The sequence below is a fragment of the Streptomyces resistomycificus genome (assembly GCF_001514265.1).
Lineage (GTDB): Bacteria > Actinomycetota > Actinomycetes > Streptomycetales > Streptomycetaceae > Streptomyces > Streptomyces resistomycificus.
The window spans coordinates 317,016-341,195 of sequence record NZ_KQ948991.1; the positions used below are offsets into that span (position 1 = coordinate 317,016).

24 protein-coding genes are annotated in these 24,180 nt (G+C 72.3%); 11 read left to right on the forward strand and 13 right to left on the reverse strand.

Features of this window, described 5'->3' with window-relative positions; translation table 11 throughout:
- The 6 genes from AQJ84_RS15920 to AQJ84_RS15945 form a co-directional block, all read right to left on the reverse strand.
- Positions 1-1,128: ice-binding family protein (locus AQJ84_RS15920; protein ID WP_059198830.1), on the reverse strand; the 1,128-nt coding region annotated here is incomplete at its 3' end.
- A gap of 615 nt (positions 1,129-1,743) precedes the next feature.
- Positions 1,744-2,469: a hypothetical protein gene (locus tag AQJ84_RS44165; protein WP_225877444.1), complete on the reverse strand. Its 726-nt coding sequence runs from the start codon at positions 2,467-2,469 to the stop codon at positions 1,744-1,746.
- Positions 2,466-2,843, reverse strand: coding sequence for an STAS domain-containing protein (locus AQJ84_RS15930; RefSeq protein WP_037804480.1), 378 nt, complete (start codon positions 2,841-2,843; stop codon positions 2,466-2,468). The genes AQJ84_RS44165 and AQJ84_RS15930 overlap by 4 nt, the downstream gene beginning before the upstream one ends.
- Positions 2,844-3,212: 369 nt before the next feature.
- Positions 3,213-3,572 carry a hypothetical protein gene (locus AQJ84_RS43735; RefSeq protein WP_037804477.1) on the reverse strand — a complete coding sequence of 120 codons (360 nt, stop codon included), beginning with the start codon at positions 3,570-3,572 and terminating at the stop codon, positions 3,213-3,215.
- 5 nt (positions 3,573-3,577) lie between these two features.
- The gene (locus AQJ84_RS15940; protein ID WP_053192862.1) at positions 3,578-4,171 is read right to left on the reverse strand and encodes a DUF5994 family protein; all 594 of its coding nucleotides are present in this window, start codon (positions 4,169-4,171) and stop codon (positions 3,578-3,580) included.
- A 298-nt stretch (positions 4,172-4,469) separates the two neighbouring features.
- Positions 4,470-5,000, reverse strand: coding sequence for a DUF5994 family protein (locus tag AQJ84_RS15945; RefSeq protein WP_030044576.1), 531 nt, complete (start codon positions 4,998-5,000; stop codon positions 4,470-4,472).
- Between the two features lie 187 nt (positions 5,001-5,187).
- Between AQJ84_RS15945 and AQJ84_RS15950 the strand changes: the two genes are divergently transcribed.
- Both AQJ84_RS15950 and AQJ84_RS15955 read left to right on the forward strand, forming a co-directional pair.
- A complete protein-coding gene (locus AQJ84_RS15950) occupies positions 5,188-5,472 on the forward strand; it encodes an ACT domain-containing protein (protein WP_030044575.1) in 285 nt (94 codons plus the stop codon).
- 215 nt (positions 5,473-5,687) lie between these two features.
- Positions 5,688-6,140, forward strand: coding sequence for a DUF5994 family protein (locus AQJ84_RS15955; protein WP_053192864.1), 453 nt, complete (start codon positions 5,688-5,690; stop codon positions 6,138-6,140).
- Positions 6,141-6,345: 205 nt separating this feature from the next.
- Here AQJ84_RS15955 and AQJ84_RS15960 read toward each other — a convergent pair whose 3' ends face one another.
- The 5 genes from AQJ84_RS15960 to AQJ84_RS15980 form a co-directional block, all read right to left on the reverse strand.
- Positions 6,346-7,731, reverse strand: a complete 1,386-nt coding sequence (locus AQJ84_RS15960; RefSeq protein WP_030044573.1) for a phosphatase PAP2 family protein — start codon at positions 7,729-7,731, stop codon at positions 6,346-6,348.
- Between the two features lie 226 nt (positions 7,732-7,957).
- Positions 7,958-9,733: an ABC transporter permease subunit gene (locus AQJ84_RS15965; protein ID WP_030044572.1), complete on the reverse strand. Its 1,776-nt coding sequence runs from the start codon at positions 9,731-9,733 to the stop codon at positions 7,958-7,960.
- Between the two features lie 14 nt (positions 9,734-9,747).
- On the reverse strand, positions 9,748-11,265 hold the full coding sequence (locus tag AQJ84_RS15970; RefSeq protein WP_030044571.1) for an ABC transporter substrate-binding protein: 1,518 nt from the start codon (positions 11,263-11,265) through the stop codon (positions 9,748-9,750).
- A 118-nt stretch (positions 11,266-11,383) separates the two neighbouring features.
- Positions 11,384-12,289 carry an amidohydrolase family protein gene (locus tag AQJ84_RS15975; protein ID WP_209442787.1) on the reverse strand — a complete coding sequence of 302 codons (906 nt, stop codon included), beginning with the start codon at positions 12,287-12,289 and terminating at the stop codon, positions 11,384-11,386.
- Entirely contained in the window at positions 12,286-12,993 is a 708-nt protein-coding gene (locus tag AQJ84_RS15980) for a TetR/AcrR family transcriptional regulator (RefSeq protein WP_030044569.1), read from the reverse strand. Before AQJ84_RS15980 ends, AQJ84_RS15975 begins: the two co-directional genes overlap by 4 nt.
- 136 nt (positions 12,994-13,129) lie before the next feature.
- Between AQJ84_RS15980 and AQJ84_RS15985 the strand changes: the two genes are divergently transcribed.
- Both AQJ84_RS15985 and AQJ84_RS15990 read left to right on the forward strand, forming a co-directional pair.
- Entirely contained in the window at positions 13,130-13,831 is a 702-nt protein-coding gene (locus AQJ84_RS15985) for an SDR family NAD(P)-dependent oxidoreductase (protein ID WP_030044568.1), read from the forward strand.
- 76 nt (positions 13,832-13,907) lie between these two features.
- Entirely contained in the window at positions 13,908-14,132 is a 225-nt protein-coding gene (locus AQJ84_RS15990; RefSeq protein WP_107082837.1) for a hypervirulence associated TUDOR domain-containing protein, read from the forward strand.
- Between the two features lie 79 nt (positions 14,133-14,211).
- Here the strand turns inward: AQJ84_RS15990 and AQJ84_RS15995 are convergent, their stop codons facing one another.
- Together AQJ84_RS15995 and AQJ84_RS16000 are read right to left on the reverse strand one after the other, a co-directional pair.
- Entirely contained in the window at positions 14,212-15,432 is a 1,221-nt protein-coding gene (locus tag AQJ84_RS15995; RefSeq protein ID WP_030044566.1) for an NAD(P)/FAD-dependent oxidoreductase, read from the reverse strand.
- A 119-nt stretch (positions 15,433-15,551) separates the two neighbouring features.
- On the reverse strand, positions 15,552-16,496 hold the full coding sequence (locus tag AQJ84_RS16000; RefSeq protein WP_030044565.1) for an RNA polymerase sigma-70 factor: 945 nt from the start codon (positions 16,494-16,496) through the stop codon (positions 15,552-15,554).
- A 184-nt stretch (positions 16,497-16,680) separates the two neighbouring features.
- Here AQJ84_RS16000 and AQJ84_RS16005 point away from each other — a divergent pair, with 184 nt between their 5' ends.
- The 7 genes from AQJ84_RS16005 to AQJ84_RS16035 all read left to right on the forward strand — a co-directional run bounded on the left by AQJ84_RS16005 (position 16,681) and on the right by AQJ84_RS16035 (position 24,160).
- The gene (locus tag AQJ84_RS16005; protein ID WP_030044564.1) at positions 16,681-18,342 is read left to right on the forward strand and encodes an FAD-dependent oxidoreductase; all 1,662 of its coding nucleotides are present in this window, start codon (positions 16,681-16,683) and stop codon (positions 18,340-18,342) included.
- Positions 18,343-18,490: 148 nt separating this feature from the next.
- Complete coding sequence (locus AQJ84_RS16010; protein WP_078632385.1) at positions 18,491-18,973, forward strand: hypothetical protein; 483 nt, start codon at positions 18,491-18,493, stop codon at positions 18,971-18,973.
- A gap of 140 nt (positions 18,974-19,113) precedes the next feature.
- Positions 19,114-19,806, forward strand: a complete 693-nt coding sequence (locus AQJ84_RS16015; protein WP_053192866.1) for a class F sortase — start codon at positions 19,114-19,116, stop codon at positions 19,804-19,806.
- Positions 19,807-19,961: 155 nt separating this feature from the next.
- Entirely contained in the window at positions 19,962-21,119 is a 1,158-nt protein-coding gene (locus tag AQJ84_RS16020; RefSeq protein ID WP_030044561.1) for a SchA/CurD-like domain-containing protein, read from the forward strand.
- 67 nt (positions 21,120-21,186) lie between these two features.
- Positions 21,187-21,648 carry a cupin domain-containing protein gene (locus tag AQJ84_RS16025; RefSeq protein ID WP_030044560.1) on the forward strand — a complete coding sequence of 154 codons (462 nt, stop codon included), beginning with the start codon at positions 21,187-21,189 and terminating at the stop codon, positions 21,646-21,648.
- Entirely contained in the window at positions 21,645-22,913 is a 1,269-nt protein-coding gene (locus tag AQJ84_RS16030) for a beta-ketoacyl-[acyl-carrier-protein] synthase family protein (protein WP_030044559.1), read from the forward strand. Before AQJ84_RS16025 ends, AQJ84_RS16030 begins: the two co-directional genes overlap by 4 nt.
- Positions 22,910-24,160 (forward strand): ketosynthase chain-length factor, encoded by a 1,251-nt coding sequence (locus tag AQJ84_RS16035; RefSeq protein ID WP_030044558.1) that lies wholly within the window; start codon positions 22,910-22,912, stop codon positions 24,158-24,160. The genes AQJ84_RS16030 and AQJ84_RS16035 overlap by 4 nt, the downstream gene beginning before the upstream one ends.
- The last annotated feature ends 20 nt before the right edge of the window (positions 24,161-24,180 follow it).

Consider the following 24,180-nt stretch of genomic DNA (forward strand, 5'->3'; position numbering starts at 1 on the left):
GTGGTCGCCGGGCTTCTCGCCGTGGTCGTGGCCGTTTCCACCGTTCGCGCCACCGTTGACGCCACCGTGGACGCCACCGTGGACGCCACCGTTGACGCCGCCGTTGACGCCGCCGTTCACCCCGCCTGTCGCGCCACCGGCGGCGGTGCCGCCCGTGGTGGCGCCCGCGACGATGCCGCCGGTGGTGCCACCCGTCGTCAGGACGCCACCGAGAAGGCCGCCCAGAACACCGCTGGTGCCGCCGCCCGTCGGTACGCCGCCGATGGCGCCGACCGTGGTGCTGCCCGTGGTACCCGCCGTGGTGCCACCGGTCGTGGCGCCGGCGATCACACCGCCGGTGATCAGACCACCGGTCGTACCACCCGTGGTGGCGCTGGCACACGTACCCCGGTTGATCGTGTTGGTGTCCAGCGTCACCGCGCCGTTGCGGGCCAGCGCGCGGCCCTGGATGGTCGCTCCGGTGGTGGCACTGATCGAGGTCAGGGCCATGATGGTGCCCACGAAGGAGGAGTTGGTACCGAGGGTGGCCGAGCTGCCGATCTGCCAGTAGACGTTGCACGGCGAGGCGCCGTTGATGAGTGAGACCGCGCTGGCGGACGCCGTCGTCAGGGTCGAACCGATCTGGAACACCCAAACGGCATTGGGGTCACCGTGCGCGTCGAGCGTCAGCGTGCCGGTGATGGCCGCGGAGATGGGTGCCCTGTAGACGCCCGGGTCCAGCGTCCTGCCACCGAGCTCCACGGGATCGGGAGCGGCGGGATACGTGACGTCCGCCGGCTGACCGGCAGCGTTGTTGTACGCGGTGACCAGGTCCTGCTTGGCTTGGAGCGCCACGGCGTCCGCGGAGTGCTGGGCGCCGAACACGACGCCCGGCGGGAACCCTGAGATGGCCGTTCCCGGACTCACCCCGAGGTCCCCGGTGATCTGGGAGGGACCGGTGTTGGTGACCGCCGAGCCGGCCAGTACCGCGAAGCTTCCCGCCGTTCCCAGCGGCACCGGGGTGGCAATGGCGTTCGCTCGTGTCGGCGTCATCGCGAGGACGACAGCGGCGATCACCACGGCCGTTACCGCCGCGACCCACACCGACATGGTGCGCCGTACCGGCGCGTCAGAGATATGCAGCGTCATCGAGGGGCCAACTCCCTTATGCGGATGTTCTTGGCGGTTCCCGTCACACGGAATCGCCCGCTTCTGGCGTTGGCATATTACTGAGGAGTGTGCCCGTAGAGGATTTACGAGAGCGGGTTCTCCGGAATCGTCGAATCGACCGCGAAATACATAGGAATACTTAATGGGCCGGGTGGTTCCGAAATCGGGACCATCGCCGGAGGTGACCATCCGGCAAGTCGGCGGAAGGGGAGTGCACCGTACGGCAGATCGCGCCCGGCCCGGAGAGGGCGGCTCGTTCCCTCGACATCACCCGCGGCGAAGTGATTTATGATCTTGATATCCGCGACGCGGATCAGGCCCGTCGCCTGCGCTTATCCGATGGGTGAGGGCTGGTCGCGGTCGTCATGTCGCGGGCACGGCCCACGCGGCACGGCCAACCGGCACCCCACAGCATTCGGCGCGGGACGGGCCGCGGGAGGAGTGGCTTCGAAGCACCCCTCGGGACATCTCCGAGCCGCACTGTCCGCAGTAATATTGTCTGCGGGTTGGTTCACTCTCACGTGCAACCGCCCGGAAGGGCGACTCCGGCGTGTCTGCGCCGGAGTCGTTGTCGGCGGCGTCGCACACAGGTCCTCAGTCGGGCCGTTGGGTGCGGTTCTCGTGAGCGAGGCCGTCCGGGTGGGCGGCCTTGTGGGGGCCCAGGGCCAGGACCATAGCCCTCAGCGGCACGGGGGACGGCGGCCTGAGGACCGCGGGATCCGACGGTCGGCCGATCGCCCCGATGTCCTGCCAGCCCCACGACAGGAACGCGTCGTAGGCCGCGGCGTCGGCCTGGTCGACCAGCGTCGCCCCCAACGAGGCGTGGTGGTCGGCGAGCAGCCGTTCCTGGAGCCTGCGGGCGAGACCCTGGTCGTCCGTATGGGGATGCACCATGATCTCGGTGATCGCGAAGACATGTCCGGACGCGGTGAGTTGTTCGACGCTCTGCGGAAGAGGGCCGTCGAACCCCCTCCACCAGGTCCCCTCGCGCGGTACGGGGAATCCGTAGGCACACCCGGCGAAGGCCGTGTCCTCCGCGATCAGCAGGGCGAATCCGGCCCGCCGGATGTCGCCGGTGAGCCGCCGCAGAAACGCCTCCCGGCCCCGGTACTCGTGGCCTGCCCGCACGCGGGACGACTCCACGTACAGATCGGCCAGGTCCTCCCGCAGGGTTTCGGCCTGCCAGCGGTTCAGCCGGCGCAGCCGTACCGCGTGGTCGCGTACCGCGGGGGCGGGTGCCGCGGGGACGGGTACCGCGGAGGCGGGGGTCGGCGTGGCTCCCTGACCGTGTGTCGGCTCCCGGCGGAGCGGGGCCGTCACAGGGCACCGCCCGCGACGGCGGGAAGCCGGTGCGAGGGTGGTCCGACGGCGTGGGGCCGGGGTTCGTGGAGGAGGAAGGCGGAGCCGGTCATCTCGATGATGCGGGCCATGGCCGGGGGCGGATGGTGCAGCCGGAGGGTCTTTCCGGCATCGGTGGCGAGCCAGGATGCCGTGAGGAACGTGTTGAGCCCGCTGGCGTCGCAGAAGGTCACGGCCGTGAGATCGACGTCGACGGTCCGGATGCCGTCGCGCAGGCATCCTGTCAGAGCGGCGTGCACGAGCGGGGCGGTGGCCAGGTCGATCTCTCCTGCGAGGGTCACCAGCGCGCGGGTGGTGTGGTCGTGCCGGTAGACGTTCAGTTGTGGAAGGGCCATGGCTCCTCGGTTCACGGTGCCCGTGGGGAGTGCCGCGTGGCGGGACTGGTCCGGCCCTCGCGGTGTGCCTCCGATACGGGGAGGGTGCGCGTGACGGTGAACGACCGGTCCGGCAGGCCGCGTTGGCGAGCACTGCGACGGATCGGTCGTCCGGGGACACGCCGGGCAACCGGACGGAAGATTCACGTCCGGCGGGCGTCGTGCCCCGGAGGGGTGCCGCCCGGATCCCGGACGGCGCTGTCGGAAGCCTGGTCGGCTGAGCGGGCCGGCTCACCGGCCTTGGTGGCTCGGGCCTTCGCCGAACCCCGGTGTCCCGGGCTCGGAGGCACGGGAACCGGGAGACGGACCATCCGGCCTGGCAGGTGCGTGCTACTGCGGGCGCCCCGGGCCTGAGGGCCGTCCGGTGAGTTCGGTCGGTCCGGTCGCTTCGGCCCGTCCGGTCGCTTCGGCCCGTCCGGTCGCTTCGGCCCATCCGGTCGGTTCGGCCCGTCCGGTCGCTTCCGTGGCGGGCCGGGAGAGCCGGCCGGAACCACGGGGCTCACCCCGCTGCTCGGCGGGTGCGGCCGGCCCCGCGGTCTTCCGCGGGGCCGGTCCTGCGAGAGGCATCCCGGAGCGGCCGTAGTGGAAGGCGGCGCCCTGGTCACCGTGCTGCGAGTTGAGCAGGTGGATGAGAAGCACACCGAACGCGATCACCGCGATGACCACGACCAGGGTCACGAAGATCCCCATGGTTCTCACCTTCCCGTCGGCTGCCGCGGCATCGCGGCGGCCACGGTCGGGATCCGCCCACGCGCGGCCGGATCGCGGACGTCATGTCCTCCTTCGGACTCCCAGACCGCCTCCACGGCGTCGGCCTCGTACGCCGACCGCAGGCGCGTCGACTCCTGCATCAGACGGCTCGCGGTCGACGTGCCCCGTGGGTCGCTCGCGGCGGCCATCAGCCAGGCGGCCGAGACGGCCGGGGTCTGCGGCGGGATCACCAGGAGGTTCCACCGGCCCACGTGGTAGGAGAGCAACAGCAGTTCGTGAGCGTCCTGCTCGGGCAGGAACCAGCCCACCTTCACCACGTGCCCGGCGACGGGCACCTTGCGCGGAACGATGGGCCAGTGAGCGGGGTTCACCGTGACCCGGGTGATCCGCCCCCACAACGGGTCCAGTACGGCGGTCAGGGAGGGGAGTTCCGCCCGGAGGTCGCGGGAGCGGGGCCACCAGGCGCCGTCCAGCAGAGCCGGTGCGGGACCGACGGGGGCCAGCGACAGGCGGAGAGAGGTCGAGGAGAGCCGGTCATCGGCTTCGGCTGTCGGCGAGTGGGAAATGGTCGCGGTCATGACGCGAACCCTGCCCCGGGCCGGCTACGACCGGCCCGGCATATTGGATCGCCGAAAACGACACGGCCTGGAAGCCGGTGCGCGAAATATCCTCGGTAACTCGAGCGTACTCCTCGGACAGACCCAAAGAGCCGCACGGCCGACGGAAAAGCGTTCCCGTGTGCCCCTGCCCGAGACCGCTGTCCCTGGGGCAACAGTCCCGGCACAGGAGCGGGGCACGACCCCACGGGGCACACGACTCCGAGAGGCGCCCGCTCCCTCCCGGATCGGAAGGGACGGTCGCCGCGCCGGAGCCGGCCTATTCGCCGACGGCCCCCGGGTCCTCAGTGGCGCTCGCCCGGGCCCGTTCGCCCGGGTGAGCTCGCTCGGTGCCGGTGTCGATGAGGATCTGTTCGGCCTGCCTTCCGCTGCCGGCGCGGACGGCCTCGGCCATGGCGGCGCGGGCGGCTTCGGGCGTCGCGTGCGGCGGGACCACGAGGAGGGAGAGGAGATCCTGCCCGCCCCGGGTGACGAGGACGGTGTCGTCGCCGACCGGGAAGGAGTCGATGTGGACGACGCGGTCGTCGATGGTCATCCGTGTCGGCAGCTCTTCCCAGGCGCCCGTGTCCAGGCCGACGCGCGTGACCGGCCCGAGCAGCTGGGTCAGTGCGGTGATCAGGCTGGGGAGTTCGGCGGCGATGTCGCGGGACCGAGGCCACCACACCCCGTCGAGCACGCCCTGCCGGTCATCGGTCGTCTCCAGCCGCACGACAGCCGTTCCGGGCCGCACGGCCTGGCGCACGGCGGCGGGAGGGAGCCTGGTCACACGCGGGGAGTCGGAGTCGGCCATCGCACTCGCCTGCCTGCCTGAAATGAGGGGACCGAGCGGGTTCCTCGGTTTTCACGGTACTCCCCGGCCGGCAGCGGACGGGGCCCCGATGGTCACCTGCGGGGGCCGCAGGTGCTCCCGGCGTAGAGTGAGGGATCCGGCCCGTCTCGTACGGGGACGTCGAACCCCGAAGGTCGCCGTGCAGTCCATGGAAACACCCTCGGACGGACACGCCGAGGTCCGCGTCGTCGCCGCCTCACCCGAGGTCGCCCGTCGGGTCGCGGAGGTTCTCCGCCGTTGCTTCGACGCGACGGAGCAGCGCAGCTTTCCCGCGGGCCCCGACGGCGGGACCCGCCTCGACCTCACCGTGGACACGAGCCGCCCGGCAGAACCCGCCCGTTCGTGGCTGGAGACCAGCCGCCTGACGCAGGACGACCGGCCGGGAAGCGAGACCGGGTCCGGGAACGGCCCGCCGGGCCCCCTCGGGGAGTAGCGTGCAGTCACCGGGAGCACTTCGCACACCGGCTCCGATGCCGGTGCCGTTCCCGGTGAGCGCCGACACCGGGCGGCTGCCCTCGCGCAGGGTCCGGAGACGGGTTTTGCGCGATGTCCGCGACCACCCCTCACTCCCCTCCACGGCCCCCGCCCTTCCGGACCCCGACCGCGCGGCTCGCGCTGAAGCCCGAGAGCCCTTCCGCGGGGCCTGGGTTGGACGGCGCCTGGTGGCCCCGCTCACGTGACCTGCCGAGCGAGCTCTCCGCGCTGGCGGACGTGCTGGATCCGCTGTGGGGAAGGATCTCCCGTATCGCGGTCGACGCCCGCCACCGGCCGACGCTCCCGCCCACGATCCTCGTCAACGGGCATCAGGTGAAGGTCGGTTGGTCCACCTCGGAGCCTGATCCGCACGCGATCCTGCTGCTGTCCCACACCGCGGGCCGCTGGAACCTCCTCGTGATCCCCCCGGAGACCGCCGCCGCCTCGGCCGCCCGGCTGATGACCGCCGCCAGCGCGGACACCGGCCGGCCGACTACCGCGACGGCGCTCATGGCGGCGGAACGGGCCCGCAGCGGAAGCCGGGAGTCCGGCAGGGACCGGAACGTCGGAGGCCGAGACGCTTGCCCCTCGCCGGGCCGCGATCAGCTTTGCCCGGTGGGCAGGTGACGACCCGTGAGTACCGCTTCGACCGTCGGAGGGCTGCCGCGGCGCTCCGCCGGGGACGTGGCAGACAGGAGCAGGACATGATCCGTTCAGCCGAGATCCGCGAGTGGCGCCACCACGACGTGGTCGACGCGAAGCAGCGCAGGATCGGCATGCTCGAAGCGGTCCACGTGGACACGGCCACCGACGAACCGGCCATGGCCACCGTTCAAGTGGGGGGACCGTCGGTCACCGGAACCGGTTCGGGCCGGGCTTCCGGTCGGTGGGGTGGTGTGGCCTTCGGTTCCCACGGCCGGGTGGTCCGTACGTAGCCGTAGATCACCGAGGCCATCGCCAGCAGGAGAAGGGGGCCGTAGACCCACGGGTGGCCGGCCATCTCCAGCGGCAGATAGCGGTACGACAGCAGGAGCCCGGCGAAGACCGTCGTGCCGTAGGCGACCAGCTGGATCCCTGATCGCTCCCAGCCACGGTCGTGCGCGCGCAGGGCCGCCTCGATGGTGAGCGTGAACACCACGCCGGCGATGAGGTCCACGCCGTAGTGGTAGCCGAACCCCAGTGTCGCGGTGAGCGTGGCGATCAGCCAGAACGTGCCGGCGAACCGCAGGGTTCTCGGGCCCTTCCGGGAGTGGATGAAGATCGCGGTGGCCCACGCCGTGTGCAGGCTCGGCATGCAGTTGCGCGGGGTGATCCCGTCGAAGGGCATCGGGTGCGGGGTGTTGACCGGCGGCAGCGTCGCGGGCCACAGGTCGGCCACCGCCCAGTGCCCGGTGGAGTGCGTTTCCGACCACAGGGTGACCCCCGCCCAGTACTCGGTGCCGTCGCCGTAGGCGAAGATCGGTCCGACCACCGGGAAGATCATGTAGATGCCGGGGCCGAAGAGACCGATCACCAGGAAGGTACGCACCAGGTGATGGGCCGGGAAGCGGCGCTCGGCAGCGACGTTGCGCAGTTGGTACAGCGCGACGACGACCGCGGCCACCGCGAGCTGGCCGTAGACGAAGTCGAGGAAGTTGAAGCCGAACGAGCCGGTGGCCGTGACGATCCGGCCCACCAGCCACGACGGGTTGCCCAGCGCGTGGTCGGCGGTCGCCACGTACTGGTCGAGCACGACGGGCCGGGTCTCCGACGTGATGAGCAGCCAGGTGTCTCCGGCCTTGCGGCCGGCCACCAGCAGCAGGCCCAGCCCGACGCCCTTCAGCAGCAGCACGCGTTCCGGGCCGGTGCGACGCGTCACGGCGATGACCCCACAGCCGAGGATCACCCACAGCGCGCCGTTGCCGAAGGGGTGCCCGCCGGTCGTCTCGACGCCGAACGCCCACCGCGCCAGCAGGAAGGCGACGTCGAGGCCGATCGCGACGCCGACCGCGATGAACCGTTGCCGCCAGGTGCACACCACCAGCATCAACGCCATACCGGCGTACAGCAGGGGGCCTGATTTGGGCGGGAGCACCAGCTCTCGCACCTGGCAGGTGAGCGGCCCCTGCAGGCCGTACCGTCGCGCGACGAGTTCCAGCACGACGAGGAACCCGAGGGCCACCACGCCCGCGGCGGTCCCCAGCAGCACTCGTGGCCGGCGCCACCCTGAGGACGTGATCGTGGACTCTGTTCGCGAAAACACCCGCGACGGTTTAGATATCAACTTTTTGACCGGTTTGGTAGGCGTGGACCGAATGGTTCATTTAGCGCGGGCGATAGGGCTGTTCGTCGCGAGCTCGAACATGTTATCGGAGTGATGCGGCGGTTTCACCGAAATGCATTTCGGTGCGGCCGCCGGTTGGGAAGACGCATGACGGGGCCGAAAAGGTGCCGTCGGCGGCCGGTCAGCTCGGTCGGTTGCGGGTCCTCGCCCCGCCGCGCCCCAGCGCCGAACCGGAAACGGCGAGGACGGAGAGCAGGACGAGAGCACAGGCCGGGCCGAGTACCGTCCAGGGGGCCAGCTCCACGTACGGCTGGTTCTCCGACAGCAGGCGGCCCCACTCCGGGGTGGGCGGCTGCTCGCCCAGGCCGAGGAAGCCGAGCGAGGCCAGGACGAGGACCGTGGTGGGCAGCCGCAGCAGGGCGTTGCGCGCCACCGCGGGGAGCACCGCGGGCAGCAGGTGGTGGCGCAGCAGGTACGACGGTCCGGCACCGAACGAGATCGACGCGAGCATGTGGCCGCTCGCCCGTTCCTGTTCGAGCAGCGCCGCGGCCTGAGCGGCGTAGGGGCTCCAGCCGACCACGCACACCGCGCACGCGGCACCCCACACCGACGGGCCGGTCACCGCGGTGGTCAGCAGTCCGGCGAGGACGGCCGGCAGCGTCGACACCACCTCGGTCAGGCCCGCGCCCACGTGGGTCGCCATGCCGAGCAGCAGCCCGGTGACGACGCTGACCGTCGTCACCACGAGGGCCACGCCCGCCGTGCGCAGCGCTCCGTGGCCCAGCCGGGCCAGCAGATCACGGCCGAGCGCGTCCGTGCCCAGAGGGTGCGCGGCCGAGGGCGGCAGCAGCCGGGCCGCCGTGTCCACCTGGAGGGGATCACGCAGCAGCCCGGTCACGACCAGGGCGATCAGGGTGGCGGCGCAGCATCCGACGACCCAGGGCAGTGAGCGCGACCGGGTGAGGGCGGGCGGGTGCAGGGCGGGCAGGGCTCCGTCGCGCAGGGCGGGGCCGAGGAGAGCGCGGCGCAGGGCCTGGATGAGAAGGCCGGCCACCACGCCGAGCAGGACCAGGACCAGCGTCGCGGTCTGCAACGGCGGGAGGTCCTGGGCCACGGCGGCGTCCAGGGCGAGTCGGCCGAGGCCCGGGATGTTGAAGATCTTCTCCACCGCGACCGCCCCGCCGACCAGGGCCACGACGGTCGGCAGCAGTTGGGGCAGCACACCGGCCAGCGTGCGTCGCAGCGCGTGCCGGGCCACGTGGCCGGGGCCGAACCCGTAGGCGTGCCAGGTCCGCGCCCACGGCTCGCGGAAGGCGGCGGGCAGCGACTGGTCGAGCAGACCGCCGATCATCGCCCCGGACGGCACGCCGAGGGCGAGCGCGGGCAGCACCATCGACCGCGGCCCCTCCCAGCCACTGGACGGGAACCAGCCCAGCCACACCCCGCACACGGTGGCGAGCAGGGAGGCCAGCAGGAACTTGGGCAGCGCGGCGAGGACGGCCGCCCCGGCGCCGGCCCCGCCCCGGCTCAGCCGTCGCCGGGAACCGAGGTGCAGGGTCCGGGCGCAGACCAGCGCGGCCACCACGACGGTGACCACGAGTGCGCCGAGCATCAGCGTCAGGGAGACCGCGAAGGCGGTCGTCACCTGCGGCAGGACGGGTTCGCCCGACACCCACGAGGTACCCGCGTCACCGCGCGGCAGTCCGCCCAGCCAGTGCGCCAGGTGCGGGAAGGGCCCCTGGTCCAGGCCCAGTTGCTCGCGTACGGCGGCCAGCTGGCCCGGGGTGGGATCCGCGTCGGCGGAGCGGGCGCGCAGAACCGTCAGCGCGGGGTCGTTCCCGGACAGCCAGGGCAGCAGGGCGACGGCCGTGAGCAGCGCGGCCCCGGCGACGACCCGGCCGGCCCCCGCACGCCACCGGCCCGGGCGGACGTCGGCACCGGCTGACATGACGCTCATACGCTGCTACTTCGCTACTTCACACGGGTGTCTACGTCGACCAGGGAGCGCTCGCGCGGGTCGAGCGACACGCCCTCGACATCGGTGGCTATGCCCTGCACGACCTTCTCGTGGACCAGCGGCACGACGGCGTCGGTGCGCAGGATCTCGGCTTCGGCCCGCATGATCTTCCGCTGCCGCTGTGCCGTGTCGCCCTCCTCGGCCGCGGACTTGACGGCCTGGTCGACCTTGGAGTCCTTCAGTCCGGCGATGTTGTAGACGCCGTCGCCGGTGAAGTCGCTGGCGAGGTAGGCGACCGCGTCGCCGGTGTCGAGGAGCGTCACCCGGGAGAACACGAGGGCGTCGTACCGGCCCGCGAGGAGGTCGGCCTCCATCTGCGTGTACTCGCGGACGTCCTGCTTCACCGTGAACCCGGCCTTCTCCAGCTGCTGCTGCAGGACGGTGGCGGCCTCGGGCAGCTCGGCGCGGTTGGTGTAGGTGGCCAGGCGCAGGGTTTTGCCCTTGGTCCTCGCCTTGACCTGTGCGGTGGTGGCGGCCTCGGCGCGGCCGGTCACCTCGACACGGTCGTCGTCCGCCCAGGGGACGGCGGGCCCCAGCAGGCCTTGCGCCGGGTCGGCGTACCCGCCGAAGACCGAGTCGACGAGAGCGGTGCCGTCCACGGCCTCGCGAGCGGCCGCGCGCAGCGTCTCGTCGGTGAAGACGCCGGAGCCGGTGTTGAGGACCAGGCTGTCGGTCCGTACGGAGGGCACCTCGTGGCGGGTGTCCGCGTCGAGGAGCGCGGCCTGGGCGGTGGGGATCCACTCGGCGATGTCGACGTCACCGCCGCGCAGGGCGTTGGCGCGCGCGGTGCCGTCGGCGATCCACGACACGTCGATGCCGGGTGTCTTCGCCTTGCCGCCCCAGTACGCGTCGAAGCGGTCCAGCGCGACCTTGGTCTTGCCGGTGAGCTTCGTGATCTCGAAGGGGCCCGTGCCGGTGCCGACCGGGCTGACGGTGCCGTCCTTCGCGTACGCCTTCGGGGAGAGGATGCCGAGCGCGGGGCTGGCCAGCCGCAGCGGGAGCACCGGGTCGGCGGTCTTCGTGCCGATCGTGACGGTGTCGGTGTCCTGGGCCTTGGCGGTGAGCGTCACGTCGCTGAGGACGCGGGGCTTGGTCTCGGCCTCGTTGGCCTGGTCGAGGGCGTTGACGACGGACGCGGCGGTGACCTCGGTGCCGTCCTGGAACGTGGCGTCGCGCAGCTCGAACCTCCAGGTGGTGGCGTTCACCCGGGTCCAGGACTTCGCCAGCGCGGGCGCGGCGGCGCCGTCCTTGTCCAGCGCCGTGAGCCCCTCGGCCACCGAGAGCTTGCTCAGCACCGTGGCGTCGTTGCTGTACGGCGACAGGGCCTGCACCGGCGGTACCGCGAGGGCGACGCGGAGGCGACCGCCCGCCCCCGCCTTCGCGTCGGTGCCGTCCTCGCCCGACGCGAAACAGCCGACGAGCAACGGGCCGAGGGCGAGCGTCGCGAAGACGCCACGGGAGGTGGTGCGCATGGCAGGTCCTGTCGTGCGGGGGAGGAGTCACGCCTCGGCGGCGCATGGCACGCGGCGACAAGGCCAGGCAAGCATATGAGGTAAGGCTTACCGAACTTTAACCCCATTGGGTGAAATCTCAACCATTGAGATCCCCGAACAGCTCCGCCGCGTTGTCGTGGCACACCGCCCGCAGCCACGGCTCTCCGAGGCCCAGCCGCTCCAGGGCGTCGAGCTGGTGCACGTACGGGTACGGGATGTTGGGGAAGTCGGTGCCGAGGAGAACGCGGTCGCCGAGGTCGGCCAGCCGGGGCAGGACACGGCGGGGGAACGGCATGAGCCCCTCGCTGAAGTCGGTGAACGCCATCGTCGTGTCCAGCCGCACTTCCGCGTACCGCTCGGCGAGATCCAGGAACTCCTCGTACTCCGGCATCCCCATGTGCGCGACGATCAGGCTCAGTCGGGGATGTCGCGCCAGCACCCGCTTGATCGGCTCGGGGCCGGTGTGCTTGCCGGGCGCGGGGCCGGAGCCGCAGTGGATCACCGTGGGGACACCCGCCTCGGCCAGCAACCCCCATGCCGGCTGGAGGAGTTCGTCGGCCGGGTCGTACGCCCCCACCTGCACATGCGCCTTGAAGACGCGCGCGCCCGCCTCGATCGCCTCCCGGACGTAGGTATCGACGCCCGGCTCGGGATAGAGGGTGGCGGTGTGCAGACAGTCGGGGGTGCGGTGGGCGAAGTCGGCGGCCCAGCCGTTGAGCCACCGGGCCATGCCCGGCTTGTGCGGGTAGAGCATCGCCGTGAAGGCCCGTACGCCGAACTCCCGGAGCAGGGCCGCCCGTTCCGCCTCCTCCTGCCGGTAGGTGATCGGCCACTCGAGCCCACCGGTCAGCGGTCCGAGCGCGTCGAAGTAGCCCCACACCTTGCGCAGGACCCGCTCGGGCATGAAGTGCGTGTGGACGTCGATGAGCCCGGGGAGGCCGAGCCCCGCCCAGAACCGGCGGACCTCGGCGGCCTCCGCGCCCACGGATATGTCACCCGTCACGGCTTCTCCCCGCCGGACGGGACGGCGGACGCCGGACCGGTCGCCGCGCCGGCGCGGAGCATGGCCTGGTAGAGGGCCTCGTGCCCGGGCGGGTCGGGCAGCGGGCCGCGGGCGGGCGCCGCGAGGGACTGGATCATCAGGGCGACGACGCGTCGCCAGGCGTCGGGTGCGGCGTCGCCGGTGGCGTTGACGACCCCGGCGTTGGCCATGTGGATGAGCACCAGGTCGGAGGGGTCGAAGTCCTCGCGCAGCCGCCCCGCGGCCTTGGCGCGGCCGATGAGCTCCACCATGCCCTCGTATGCCTCGCCACGGCGCTGCTCCATCGCCTTGGCGCCGGGGAAGGTCATGGTCAGGACGTCGGCGAAGCCGTGGTCGGCGGCCTGCATCGCGCAGGCGGCCTCGATGTAGCCGGTGAAGCCGTGCCACGGGTCGGGGTCGTCGAGCGCGGCGGCGACCGCGTCGGCGTAGGCGTCCATACGGTCGGCGAAGACGGCGGCGACCAGCTCTTCCTTGCTGGGGAAGCGGCGGAAGATGGTGGCGATCCCCACCCCCGCCTCGCGGGCCACGGAGGCCATGGAGGCGTTCAGACCGTCCCGCGCGAACACCCGGCGCGCGGCGGCGATGATCCGCTCCCGGTTGCGCTCGGCGTCACTGCGCAGAGGCGGGGCGGCGGGGTCGTCGGGGTGCTGGGCGCCAAGGGTCATAGCGGTGAGTCTAACAATCGGAACACCCTATCCATTTTTGGTGGTACGGTGACTTCCGGTGAACCGGAAAGGCCTATCCGGATATCGAAGTGGATAGGCCTGTCCATATCGATCGACGTTTTACGGAAGGATCGCTGTGACCACCATCGCCATCGTCGGAGCCGGCCCCCAAATGGGCCTGGCCATCGCGCGCACCTTCGGCTCCCAGGGCTTCGACGTCGCCCTGGTCTCCCGCGACCGCGACAAGCTCGACGGTCTCGTCGGCACGCTCGGCGCCGAGGGCGTCACCGCCGCCGCGTTCCCCGCGGACGTACTGGACCGCGAAGCGCTCACCGGGGCGCTCAAGGACGCCGCCGCGCGGTTCGGCGGCATCGACGTCCTGGAGTACTCCCCGGTGGGGACGTTCGGCGGCACCGCGCTGACCGCTCCGGCCGAGACCGATCCGTCGCACGTGGAGTTCGAGATGAACTTCCAGCTCTACGGGGCCATCGCCGCCACGAAGGCGGTGCTGCCCGCGATGCGCGAGGCCGGCGCGGGCACCCTGCTCTACACCACCGGCGCCGGCTCGATCCGGCCCGACCCGCGGGTCGCCAACGTCAACGCCGCCGCGGCCGCGCTGCGCAACTGGGCGATGAACCTGCACGGGGAACTGGCCGGCTCCGGCGTCCAGGCCGCCCACATCGGCATCGACGCGTCGATCGGCGTCTCCGTCATCCCCGGCCTGGAGGCGGCCCGGCCCGAGCAGATCGCTCCCCTCTACTGGGAGCTGCACACCACCAGGCGCGACGAGGCCGAGCTCGTCTTCCGCCTCGACGGCGAGGGCTTCCCCCGCGCCTGACACCCCCGGGGGCCGGTACGCCCGTTATCGGCCGGGTTCGGTGGGCACTCGCGAGCTGAGCGAAGGGAGGTGTCCCGTGTCCGACCGGCAGCGACCGCGCGAGGGCGAGCGGGTGTCGTGGAAGAGCCACGGAACCGACGTCACGGGCAGGGTGGAGAAGAAGATCACCGAGCGGACCGAGGCGGCCGGCCGGACCGTCGACGCCTCGGAGCAGGACCCGCAGTACCAGGTCCGCAGCGACAAGTCCGGGCGCAGGGCCGTGCACACACCGCAGGCGCTCCACAGGAAGAAGGACAAGTGACGGCCAGGCACTGACGAACCCGCCCGGACCGCACGGCGAAGGGGCGCCCTCGTGTCGAGGGCGCCCCTTCGCCGTGCGGTCAGGCCGACGCCCTGACCGCCGAACCCGTCGAGCCCGCCGGGGCCGCCGGGGCCGCCGGGGCCGCGTCCCGTACGACGCGGCGGCGCCGGGCCGGTGTGAGCAGCGGGTGGGCGACGCCCCAGGCCGCACCCTTGCAGATCAGCTCCTTGTAGACGGCGGCGAACCGTCCGGTCAGGGCGGCCCGCACGGCGCGGTCGTCGGCGGTGACGTACTGGATCAGGCCCTCCCTGCGGCCGAGCGAGATGCACTGGTTGAAGTAGCGCAGCGGCACGTTCGGGAGCTTCCCGCCGGTCAGGCGCGCCGCGATGGCGTCGGCGGCCTGCCATGCCATCGGGACGCCCGAGGCGCACGACATCCGCAGCGGCTTGTCGCCGGCGCCGGTCGCCAGGGCCGCGTCGCCGACGGCGTACACGTCCGGGTGTGAGACCGAGCGCATGGTCGCGTCCACCACGATCCGGCCGGTGTCGGTGACCTCCAGGGTGGTGGCCCGCGCGATCGGGTGGACGGCGAAGCCGGTGGTCCACACCGTGACCGCGGCCGGGATGGACGTGCCGTCGGCGGTGGCGACACGGTCGGCCTCGACGCCGGTGACGGCGGTGTGCTCGTGCGCCGTGATGCCGAGCTTGTCGAAGACCTTCCGCAGGTGCTGGCGGCCCTTGGGCGAGAGCCAGTCGCCGAGACCTCGTTGGGAGGCGAGGGCGACGTCGAGGTCCGGGCGGGCCTCGGCGATCTCGGTCGCGGCCTCGATGCCGGTGAGTCCGCCGCCGACCACGACCACGGACTGCCCGGCGTCCAGGCGGGCCAGGCGCTCACGCAGCCGCAGTGCTCCGGGGCGACCGGAGATCTCGTGGGCGTGCTCGGCGGTGCCGGGGACGCCCTGGTCGTTCCAGCCGCTGCCGAGGGCGTACACGAGGGTGTCGTACTCCAGCTCCTCGGCGCCGTCCGCGCCGACGACGGCCACCGCCTTGCGGTCTACGTCGACGCCGGTGACCTGCGCGAGCTTCAGTTCGACGCCGGTGCCCGCGAACATCTCGCCGAAGGGCCGGGGCTCGAGGTGGTGGCCGACCGCCAGCTGGTGCATCCGGACCCGCTCGACGAAGTCGGCCTCGGCGTTGACGAGGGTGATGGCGACGTCTTCGCGGCGCAGCCGCCTGGCGAGGCGGCCCGCGGCGGTGGCTCCGGTGTATCCGGCTCCGAGGACGATGATGCGGTGCTGCATGCCTGACTCCTGTCTTGAGCGGATCGAGCGGATCCAGCGGATCGAGCTGGTTCGCCACTTGAACCGGGCGGCCCGCCGATTCCTGACAGGAGCGCGATGTGAAGCACGTCACATCGCGGTCAGAAGACGTGGAGCAGGGGCTCCCCGTGGTCCGTGGCCGCCCACCGCTCGGTCGCGCGCTCGAGCTTGTCGGGGTTGACCTGGTTGCGGAACGCGGCGATGCCCTCGTCGGTGACCGCCAGGCACATGACGCCGATGACCCGGCCGTCCAGGACCACCACGAGGGCGGGGTCGCCGTTGGCGGTCGTGGCGTGGACCGCGGGTGAGCCGCCGACCAGGGCGCGCTTGGCCGCGCCGGGCTTGAACAGGCCCCGCATGAACTTCGCGACGGCGAGGGCGCCTTCGAACGCCCTGGCGCGGGCCGGGACCTTCCCGCCGCCGTCGCCGATCGCGACGGCGTCCTGGGTGAGCAGGCGCACGAGCGGCTCGGTCTGCCCGCTGGTGGCGGCCGCGAGGAACTCGTCGATGATCCGCCGGGCGGCGGCCTCGTCGATCTCGGTGCGGGCCTTGCCGTCCGCGACGTGCTTCTTGGCGCGGTGGAAGATCTGCTGGCTGGCGGCCTCGGTGACGTCGAGGATCTCGGCGATCTCCCGGTGCGTGTATTCGAAGGCCTCCCGCAGCACGTACACCGCCCGCTCGTTGGGGGAAAGGCGTTCGAGCACGGCGAGGACCGCGTACGAGACCGACTCGCGCTGCTCGACGGTGTCGGCCGGGCCGAGCATCGGGTCCCCGGCGAGCAGCGGTTCGGGCAGCCACTGGCCGACGTAGGTCTCGCGCCGCGCGCGGGCCGAGGTCAGCTGGTTGAGACACAGGTTGGTGAGGACCTTCGTGAGCCAGGCCTCGGGGACCTCGATGCGCCCGGTGTCGGCGGCCTGCCAACGCAGGAACGCCTCCTGCACGGCGTCCTCGGCCTCGCTCGCGGAACCGAGGAGGCGGTAGGCGATGGCCTCCAGGCGGGGCCTCGATGCCTCGAACCGGTCGACGTCGTTCGCGGTCAGCACCATGGCACGGATCCTACCGACCGTGGCGGCGGCCTCCACCGCGGTGTTCCGGGACGTGCCCGCCGACTCGGCGAACCGGGCGCGTTAAGCGGGTGAAGCTTGGGCCCGTCTCCATACCGCGGGGCATGGATGAAGCCCCCGGCCGTATCCGGCCGAGTCGGCGGACACGACGCGCTGGAGGCGAGCGATGAACCCAAGAACCGACCAAGCCCATCCCACGACCCATCAGGTCCCGGTCCTCATCGTCGGCGGATCCCTCGTCGGCCTGTCGACCTCCCTGTTCCTGGGCCGGCTGGGCGTACGGCACACCCTGGTGGAGCGTCACGCCGGCACCTCCATCCACCCCCGTGGCCGCGGCAACAACGTCCGCACGATGGAGCTGTTCCGGGCGGCCGGCGTCGAGCCGGGGATCCGGCAGGCCGCCGCCACGCTGGCCGACAACCACGGAATCCTGCAGGCACCCACCCTGGTCGGCGACGCCGGCGAGTGGCTCTTCAAGGAGATCGACGCGGGCGGCGGACTGGCCCGGTTCAGCCCCAGCTCCTGGTGCCTGTGCAGTCAGAACGACCTGGAGCCGGTGCTGTTGGAGCAGGCGAAGCAGCTCGGCGGCGACCTGCGGTACGGCACCGAGCTGATGTCGTTCGACAGTGACCCCTCCGGCGTCACGGCGGTGGTGAAGAGCCGTCAGACGGGCGAGCACACCACCATCCGCGCGGACTACCTCGTCGCCGCCGACGGCCCCCGCAGCCCCGTCCGCGAGCAGCTCGGCATCGCCCAGGGCGGCCCCGGCGACCTGTTCCACAACGTCAGCATCACCTTCCGCTCCCGCGACCTCGCCGAGGTCGTGGGCGAGCGCCGCTTCATCGTCTGCTACCTGACCAGCCCGGACGCCGACGGCGCGCTGCTGCCCGTGGACAACCGGGAGAACTGGGTCTTCCACGCCCCCTGGCACCCCGAACAGGGCGAAACCCTGGAGGAGTTCACCGACGAGCGGTGCGTCGCGCACATCCGCCGCGCGGTCGGGGTCGCCGACCTCGACGTGCAGATCACCGGCAGGGCTCCCTGGCACGCCGCCCAGCGGGTCGCCCGCAGCTACCGGGCGGGACGCGTCTTCCTGGCCGGCGACTCGGCCCACGAGATGTCCCCCACCGGCGCCTTCGGCTCCAACACCGGTATCCAGGACGCCCACAACCTGGCCTGGAAGCTGGCCGCGGTGCTCGACGGCTGGGCCGGGGAGGGGCTGCTGGACTCCTACGACGCCGAGCGCCGCCCGGTGGCGGAGGCGACCAGCGCCCGTGCCGCCGCACGGTCGGTCGAGCACAGCCACCCCGGCTTCGCCCCGCCTCCGGGCGTGGGCGGTGGCGGTGGCCCGCAGCGCGGCATCCTCAACGTGGCTCTGGGCTACCGCTATCCGCAGGGCGCCGTCGTCGGCGCCGACCCCGCGACCCCGGTCGTCCCGGACGGCCTCGACCTGTCCGGCGCACCCGGCAGCAGGGCGCCCCACCTGCCGGTACGGCGACGAGGAGAGCTGATCTCCACCCTGGACCTCTACGAGCGGTCGTTCGTCCTGCTCAGCGGCGCCGACGAGGCGAGCGGCTGGCACGAGGCCGCCCTCCGTCTCGCCGAGGCGATGTCCGTCCCGCTGGCCTCGTACCGGGTGGGCGCCGGATCCGGCGCCGAGCTGACGCCCGAGGGCGACGCGGACTGGTCGGCCGCCCATGGAACGGCCCCCACGGGCGCCGTGCTCGTGCGTCCCGACGGGTTCGTGGCCTGGCGGTCGCCGGGGCCGGTCCCGGACGCCGAGTCGGCCCTGCGCGACGTCCTGACCACGCTGCTGGCCAAAGCCTGACCTCCCCGGCCGCGTCGGGCGCTTCACCCGAGTGAACGTCTTGAGTGGTGGTCGGGAGCGGGGTGCCTGACGGTGGATCACGTCGGGGGCGGGTCACCTCAGCTGACGAAGTGCCAGCTGCCCTGCCCCTCGGCGGAAGGAACGTCAGATGCGCACAGCTCGCATGGTCCTGGCCACCGCGGCGGCTTCGGCCGCACTCGCTCTCGGCGCTCCCGGCGCCTACGCGGCCGGGGGCGACTGGGACCACACGGACTCCTCCTACAGCAAGGAGCACGACAAGGGGCAGGGCAAGGAGCACGGCAAGGACGGCGGCCACGACTCCCCGCGCGGTGGCATGCACACCGGTGGGGGCGCGCTGACCGCCGTCAACGAGGACGACTGGGCCACCGCGCGTGACCCCAAGCACGACCCGGAGACCTACAAGGACGGCGAGCAGGGCAAGGGCTCCTGGAGCGGGAAGCAGGACGGGAACTCCTGGGGCGGCAAGGAGAAGCCCAGTGGCGGGATGCACACCGGAGGCGGCGGCCTGGCCTCGCCTGCGGTGACCACGGGCGGGCTGGCCGTCGTGGCGGTCGCCGCGACCGGTCTGTACGCGGCGCGCCGTAAGAGGACGGCCGGAAGCCTGGCCTAGCCATGCCGGACGCGATAGCCGCTGTGGCCGCCACGCGCGCGCAGCGTGGCGGCCCGGCCGGCCTTCCGGGGGCCCCGTCCGGTTGCCGGGGCCCCCGCCGCCCTCCTGTTTCCGCCCCGCCCCCCTTGAGGTCGTGCCCGATGGCAGTTCCCCCCTCCCCCCTGATCGACAACGAACCGCCCCCGGCCGAGCGGGGATCCCGTGCCAACAACCTGATGGTGATGGCCGGTCTGGCCGCCCTGGTGCTGGCCATGAGCCTGATCGGCGGCAAGGACGGCTCGTCCGACACCGCCGGCCCGCCGGCCGCCGCGCAGACCTCCGCGTCGTACCCGTCGGCCACCGCGCCGGCCCCGCCGGCCGGGCAGCCCGCCGGCAGGTACCTGCCCCGGTCGAAGCCGGTCCGCCTGATCATTCCGAAGATCTCGGTCGACGCCCCCTTCACGGACCTCGCCATCGGTCCCACGGGTCAGCTGGAGCCTCCTCCCGCCGACGACACCAACCTCGTCGGCTGGCACGCCAAGGGCTCGTCCCCCGGGGAGCGGGGCACGGCGATCATCGCCGGACACGTCGACACGAAGACGTCGGCGGCCGTGTTCGCGGGTCTCGGCGAGCTGGAGAACGGGGACATCTTCCACGTCGAACGAGCGGACGGGCGTACCGCGTCCTTCGTGGTCGACAGCGCGGAGACGTTCGACAAGGAGCGCTTCCCCAACGAACGCGTGTACGGCGACACGGACCAGGCCCAGGCCCGGCTCATCACCTGTGCGGGTGCCTACGACCGGACCGCCAGGGACTACACGGACAACCTGGTGGTCTTCGCCCACCTCACCTGAACCGGGCCCGCCGTCGAGTCCGGCCGATCACCCGCCCAGTGCATCCGAGTCGCGCGCTCACGAGGGCGGGCCCAGGATCGAGCCACGCCGACGTCACACCGACTTGGGCGTGTTCGCCCGCCTTTGCCCCCTCCCACGAAGGAGATGTGCGCAGCATGACCACCACGTCTGAACGTGTTTCGGAACCGCCCACGCAGCAGGCGTCGCAGCGGGTCTCGCAGTCCGTGTTCGACGGCTCCCGGCTCCGTGTCGTCCTGCTGGTGGACGTCTACGACGGCGCCCAGCAGCAGTTCCTCGAGGCGTACGAGCAACTGTGCAACCAGGTCGCGTCCGTCCCCGGGCATGTCAGCGACCAGCTGTGCCAGTCCATCGAGAACCCCTCCCAATGGCTCATCACGAGCGAGTGGGAGAGCGCTCCGCCCTTCCTCACCTGGGTGAACAGCGAGGAGCACGTGCGGATGGTGGAACCGCTGCACAGCTGCGTCCGGGACACCAGGTCGCTGCGCTTCCACATCGTCCGGGAGACCGGCGGTCCGGCGACCGGCGCCGAGCACGGCAAGCGCCGGCTGCAGACGTCACCCCGGATCGGTGACGGCCTGATCCGTCACGCGCTCACCTTCACGGTCAAGCCCGGCAGCGAGGAGAAGGTCGCGAAGATCCTCTCCGGCTACACCTCGCCGGAGCCGCGGGTCGACGACACCACCCGGCTGTGCCGCACCTCCCTGTTCATGCACGGCAACCGGGTGGTCCGGGCCATCGAGGTACGGGGCGACCTGCTCGCGGCGCTGCGGCACGTGGCCCGGCAGCCCGAGGTGCGGGCCGTCGAGGAGGCCATCAACCCCTATCTGGAGCAGGACCGGGACCTCGACGACCCCGAGTCCGCCCGGGTCTTCTTCACCCGCGCGGCGCTGCCGGCCGTCCACCATGTGACGGCGGGCCAGGAGAGCCCGGACGCCGTACGGCACGCGTTGTACTACCCGGCCCGGGAGGGCTGCGGTCTGCGGCTGGCCGAGCTGCTCGCCCGGCAGGACGAGGCGGCCGCGGACGATCCGCGGGGGCCGGTGCTGCGCAGCACGATCTTCCAGCGGGACGACGTGGTGATGCGGCTGGTCGACGTGCGCGGCGGACTCGACACCGACCCCGCCCCCGTGCTCGGTCTCGCGGACGAGGGGCAGACGGCCGAGCTGACGGCGCTCCTCGACGGCGAGGCCCTCGGGCTGGACGCTCCCGCGCTCGGAGACGGTGCTCCCGCCCGCCTCCTCAAGGTCTCGCGCATGGACCTCGTCACCGACCGCCGCGCGCCCGACGCCTGATCTGCCAGCCCCCGGGCCGTGCCGGCCCCGTCCTCATGTCGATGCAGCACATGTTCGGAGGAACGTCGTGATCAACCGCCATCCCGGAATCGTGGACGTCAGCGAGGTCGAGCCCAACACTCGGCGCGGTGGCGATCTGCGGGCCATGCTCACCCCCGCCACGGTCGGCTCCACCAGCGGTTTCATGGGGCTGGCCATCGTGCAGCCCGGCGACCGCATCGCCGAGCACTACCACCCGTACTCCGAGGAGTTCATCTACGTCGTCTGCGGACAGCTCGAGGTGGACCTGGACGGCGAGCCCCACCCGCTGGTGCCCGAGCAGGGGCTGCTGATCCCCTCCCACGTCCGGCACCGCTTCCGCAACGTCGGCAAGGTGGAGGCCCGCATGGTCTTCCACCTCGGCCCGCTGGCCCCGAGCCCGCCCCTCGGCCACGTCGACACCGAGGACGCCGACGGCGTGCCCATCCCGGTGGAGGCGGCCCACGCGGGTGCGGGCCGGGCGGCGGAGCGACGTCAGGTGCGGTCATGACCAGGCGCGTGGCGGTCACCGGCATAGGCATCGTCGCCCCGGGCGGCATCGGTGCACCGGCGTTCTGGGACCTGCTGTCCAACGGGCGCACCGCGACCCGCGGCATCACGTTCTTCGACCCGTCCGGGCTGCGTTCGCGGATCGCCGCCGAGTGCGACTTCGACCCGGGGGCCCACGGCCTGGACGCGGAGCAGGTCGCGCGGTGCGACCGGTACATCCAGTTCGCCCTGGTCGCCGGGGAGGAGGCGATACGGGACTCCGGCCTCGACCTCGCCGTGGAGAACCCCTGGCGGGTCGGTGTCTCCCTGGGCACCGCGGTCGGCGGAACCACCCGGCTGGAGAACGACTACGTGCTGGTCAGCCACGGCGGGGAGCGCTGGGACGTGGACCACCGGGAGGCCGGTCCGCACCTGCACCGGGCGTTCGCGCCCAGCACCCTCGCCTCCACGGTGGCGGAGCGGTTCGAGGCGCGCGGGCCGGTGCAGACCGTCTCCACCGGCTGCACCTCGGGGCTCGACGCGGTCGGGTACGCCTTCCACACGATCGAGGAGGGCCGGGCCGACGTGTGCATAACCGGCGCCTCGGACTCGCCGATCTCCCCGATCACCATGGCCTGCTTCGACGCGATCAAGGCCACCTCCCCCAACAACGACGACCCCGCCCACGCGTCCCGCCCCTTCGACGCCGACCGCAACGGGTTCGTCATGGGCGAGGGCGGCGCGGTGCTCGTCCTGGAGGAGCTGGACCACGCGCTGGCCCGCGGCGCGCACGTGTACTGCGAGGTCAGCGGCTACGCCACCTTCGGCAACGCGTACCACATGACCGGTCTGACCAGCGAGGGCCTGGAGATGGCCCGGGCCATCGAGGACGCCCTCGGCCAGGCCCGGCTCGACGGCACGGCCATCGACTACGTCAACGCGCACGGGTCGGGCACCAAGCAGAACGACCGGCACGAGACGGCCGCCGTCAAGCGGACCCTCGGCGCGCACGCCTACGACACGCCCATGAGCTCCATCAAGTCCATGGTGGGCCATTCCCTGGGCGCGATCGGGGCGATCGAGGTCGTCGCCTGTGCGCTGGCCCTGACCCACCAGGTCGTCCCGCCCACCGCGAACTACGAGACCCCGGACCCCGAGTGCGACCTGGACTACGTCCCGCGCGTCGCTCGCGAGCGACGGCTGAACAACGTGCTCTCCGTGGGCAGCGGGTTCGGCGGCTTCCAGTCCGCGGTGATCCTCAGCCGGCCGAGGGAGAAGACACCATGAGCCAGCCGCGTCCGCGGCGCGCCGCCGTCACCGGAATCGGCGTGGTCGCGCCCAACGGAACCAGCACCGAGACCTTCTGGAAGTCCACCCAGGAGGGCATCAGCGTCCTGGACCGGATCACCCGTGAGGGATGTGAGCACCTGCCGCTGCGGGTGGCCGGCGAGGTCCGCAACTTCGATCCGCCGTCGGCGGTCGAGGAGCGCTACCTCGTCCAGACCGACCGCTTCACGCACTTCGCGATGGCCGCGGCCGACCTCGCCCTCGACGACGCCCGGCTCAGCCGGGCCGAGACCGACGAGGCGCCGTTCTCCGTGGGCGTGGTCACCGCGGCCGGTTCCGGCGGCGGTGAGTTCGGGCAGCGGGAGCTGCAGCAGCTGTGGGGCAAGGGCAGTCGCTTCGTCGGGCCGTACCAGTCCATCGCCTGGTTCTACGCCGCGAGCACCGGCCAGATCTCCATCCGCCGCGGCTTCAAGGGCCCCTGTGGTGTGGTCGCCTCCGACGAGGCCGGCGGCCTGGACGCCCTGGCGCACGCGGCGCGGGCCGTGCGGCGCGGCACCGACGTGATGGTGGCCGGCGCGACCGAGGCACCCCTGGCCCCCTACTCGATGGTCTGCCAGCTCGGTTACGAGGAGCTGAGCACCGTCGACGACCCGGCCCGCGCCTACCGCCCGTTCACCGCCGCGGCCTGCGGGTTCGTCCCGGCCGAGGGCGGCGCCATGCTCGTGGTGGAGGCGGAGAGCTCGGCCCGGGAACGGGGCGCGCCCGTGCGGGCCACCCTGGCGGGACACGCGGCGACCTTCACCGGCGCCTCCCGCTGGACGCAGTCCCGGGAGGGACTGGCCGAGGCCATCCGGGTCGCCCTGCGCGAGGCCGGCTGCGCACCCGAGGAGATCGACGTGGTCTTCGCCGACGCCCTCGGAGTGCCGGAGGCCGACCGTGCCGAGGCGCTGGCGATCACGGACGCCCTGGGCGCCCACGGCGGACGCGTCCCCGTCACGGCGCCGAAGACCGGCGTCGGCCGGGGCTACGGAGCGGCGCCCGTCCTGGACGTCGCCGCGGCGGTGCTCGCCATGGAGCACGGCCTGATCCCGCCCACCCCCAACGTCTTCGACGTCTGCCACGACCTCGACCTCGTCACCGCCCGAGCCCGTGCCGCCGAACTGCGCACGGCGCTGGTCCTCAGCCGAGGACTCATGGGCTCGAACTCGGCGCTGGTGCTGCGGCTCGGCGCCGGCGACGCCTCGTAGCGAGGCGTCGCGAGCACCCA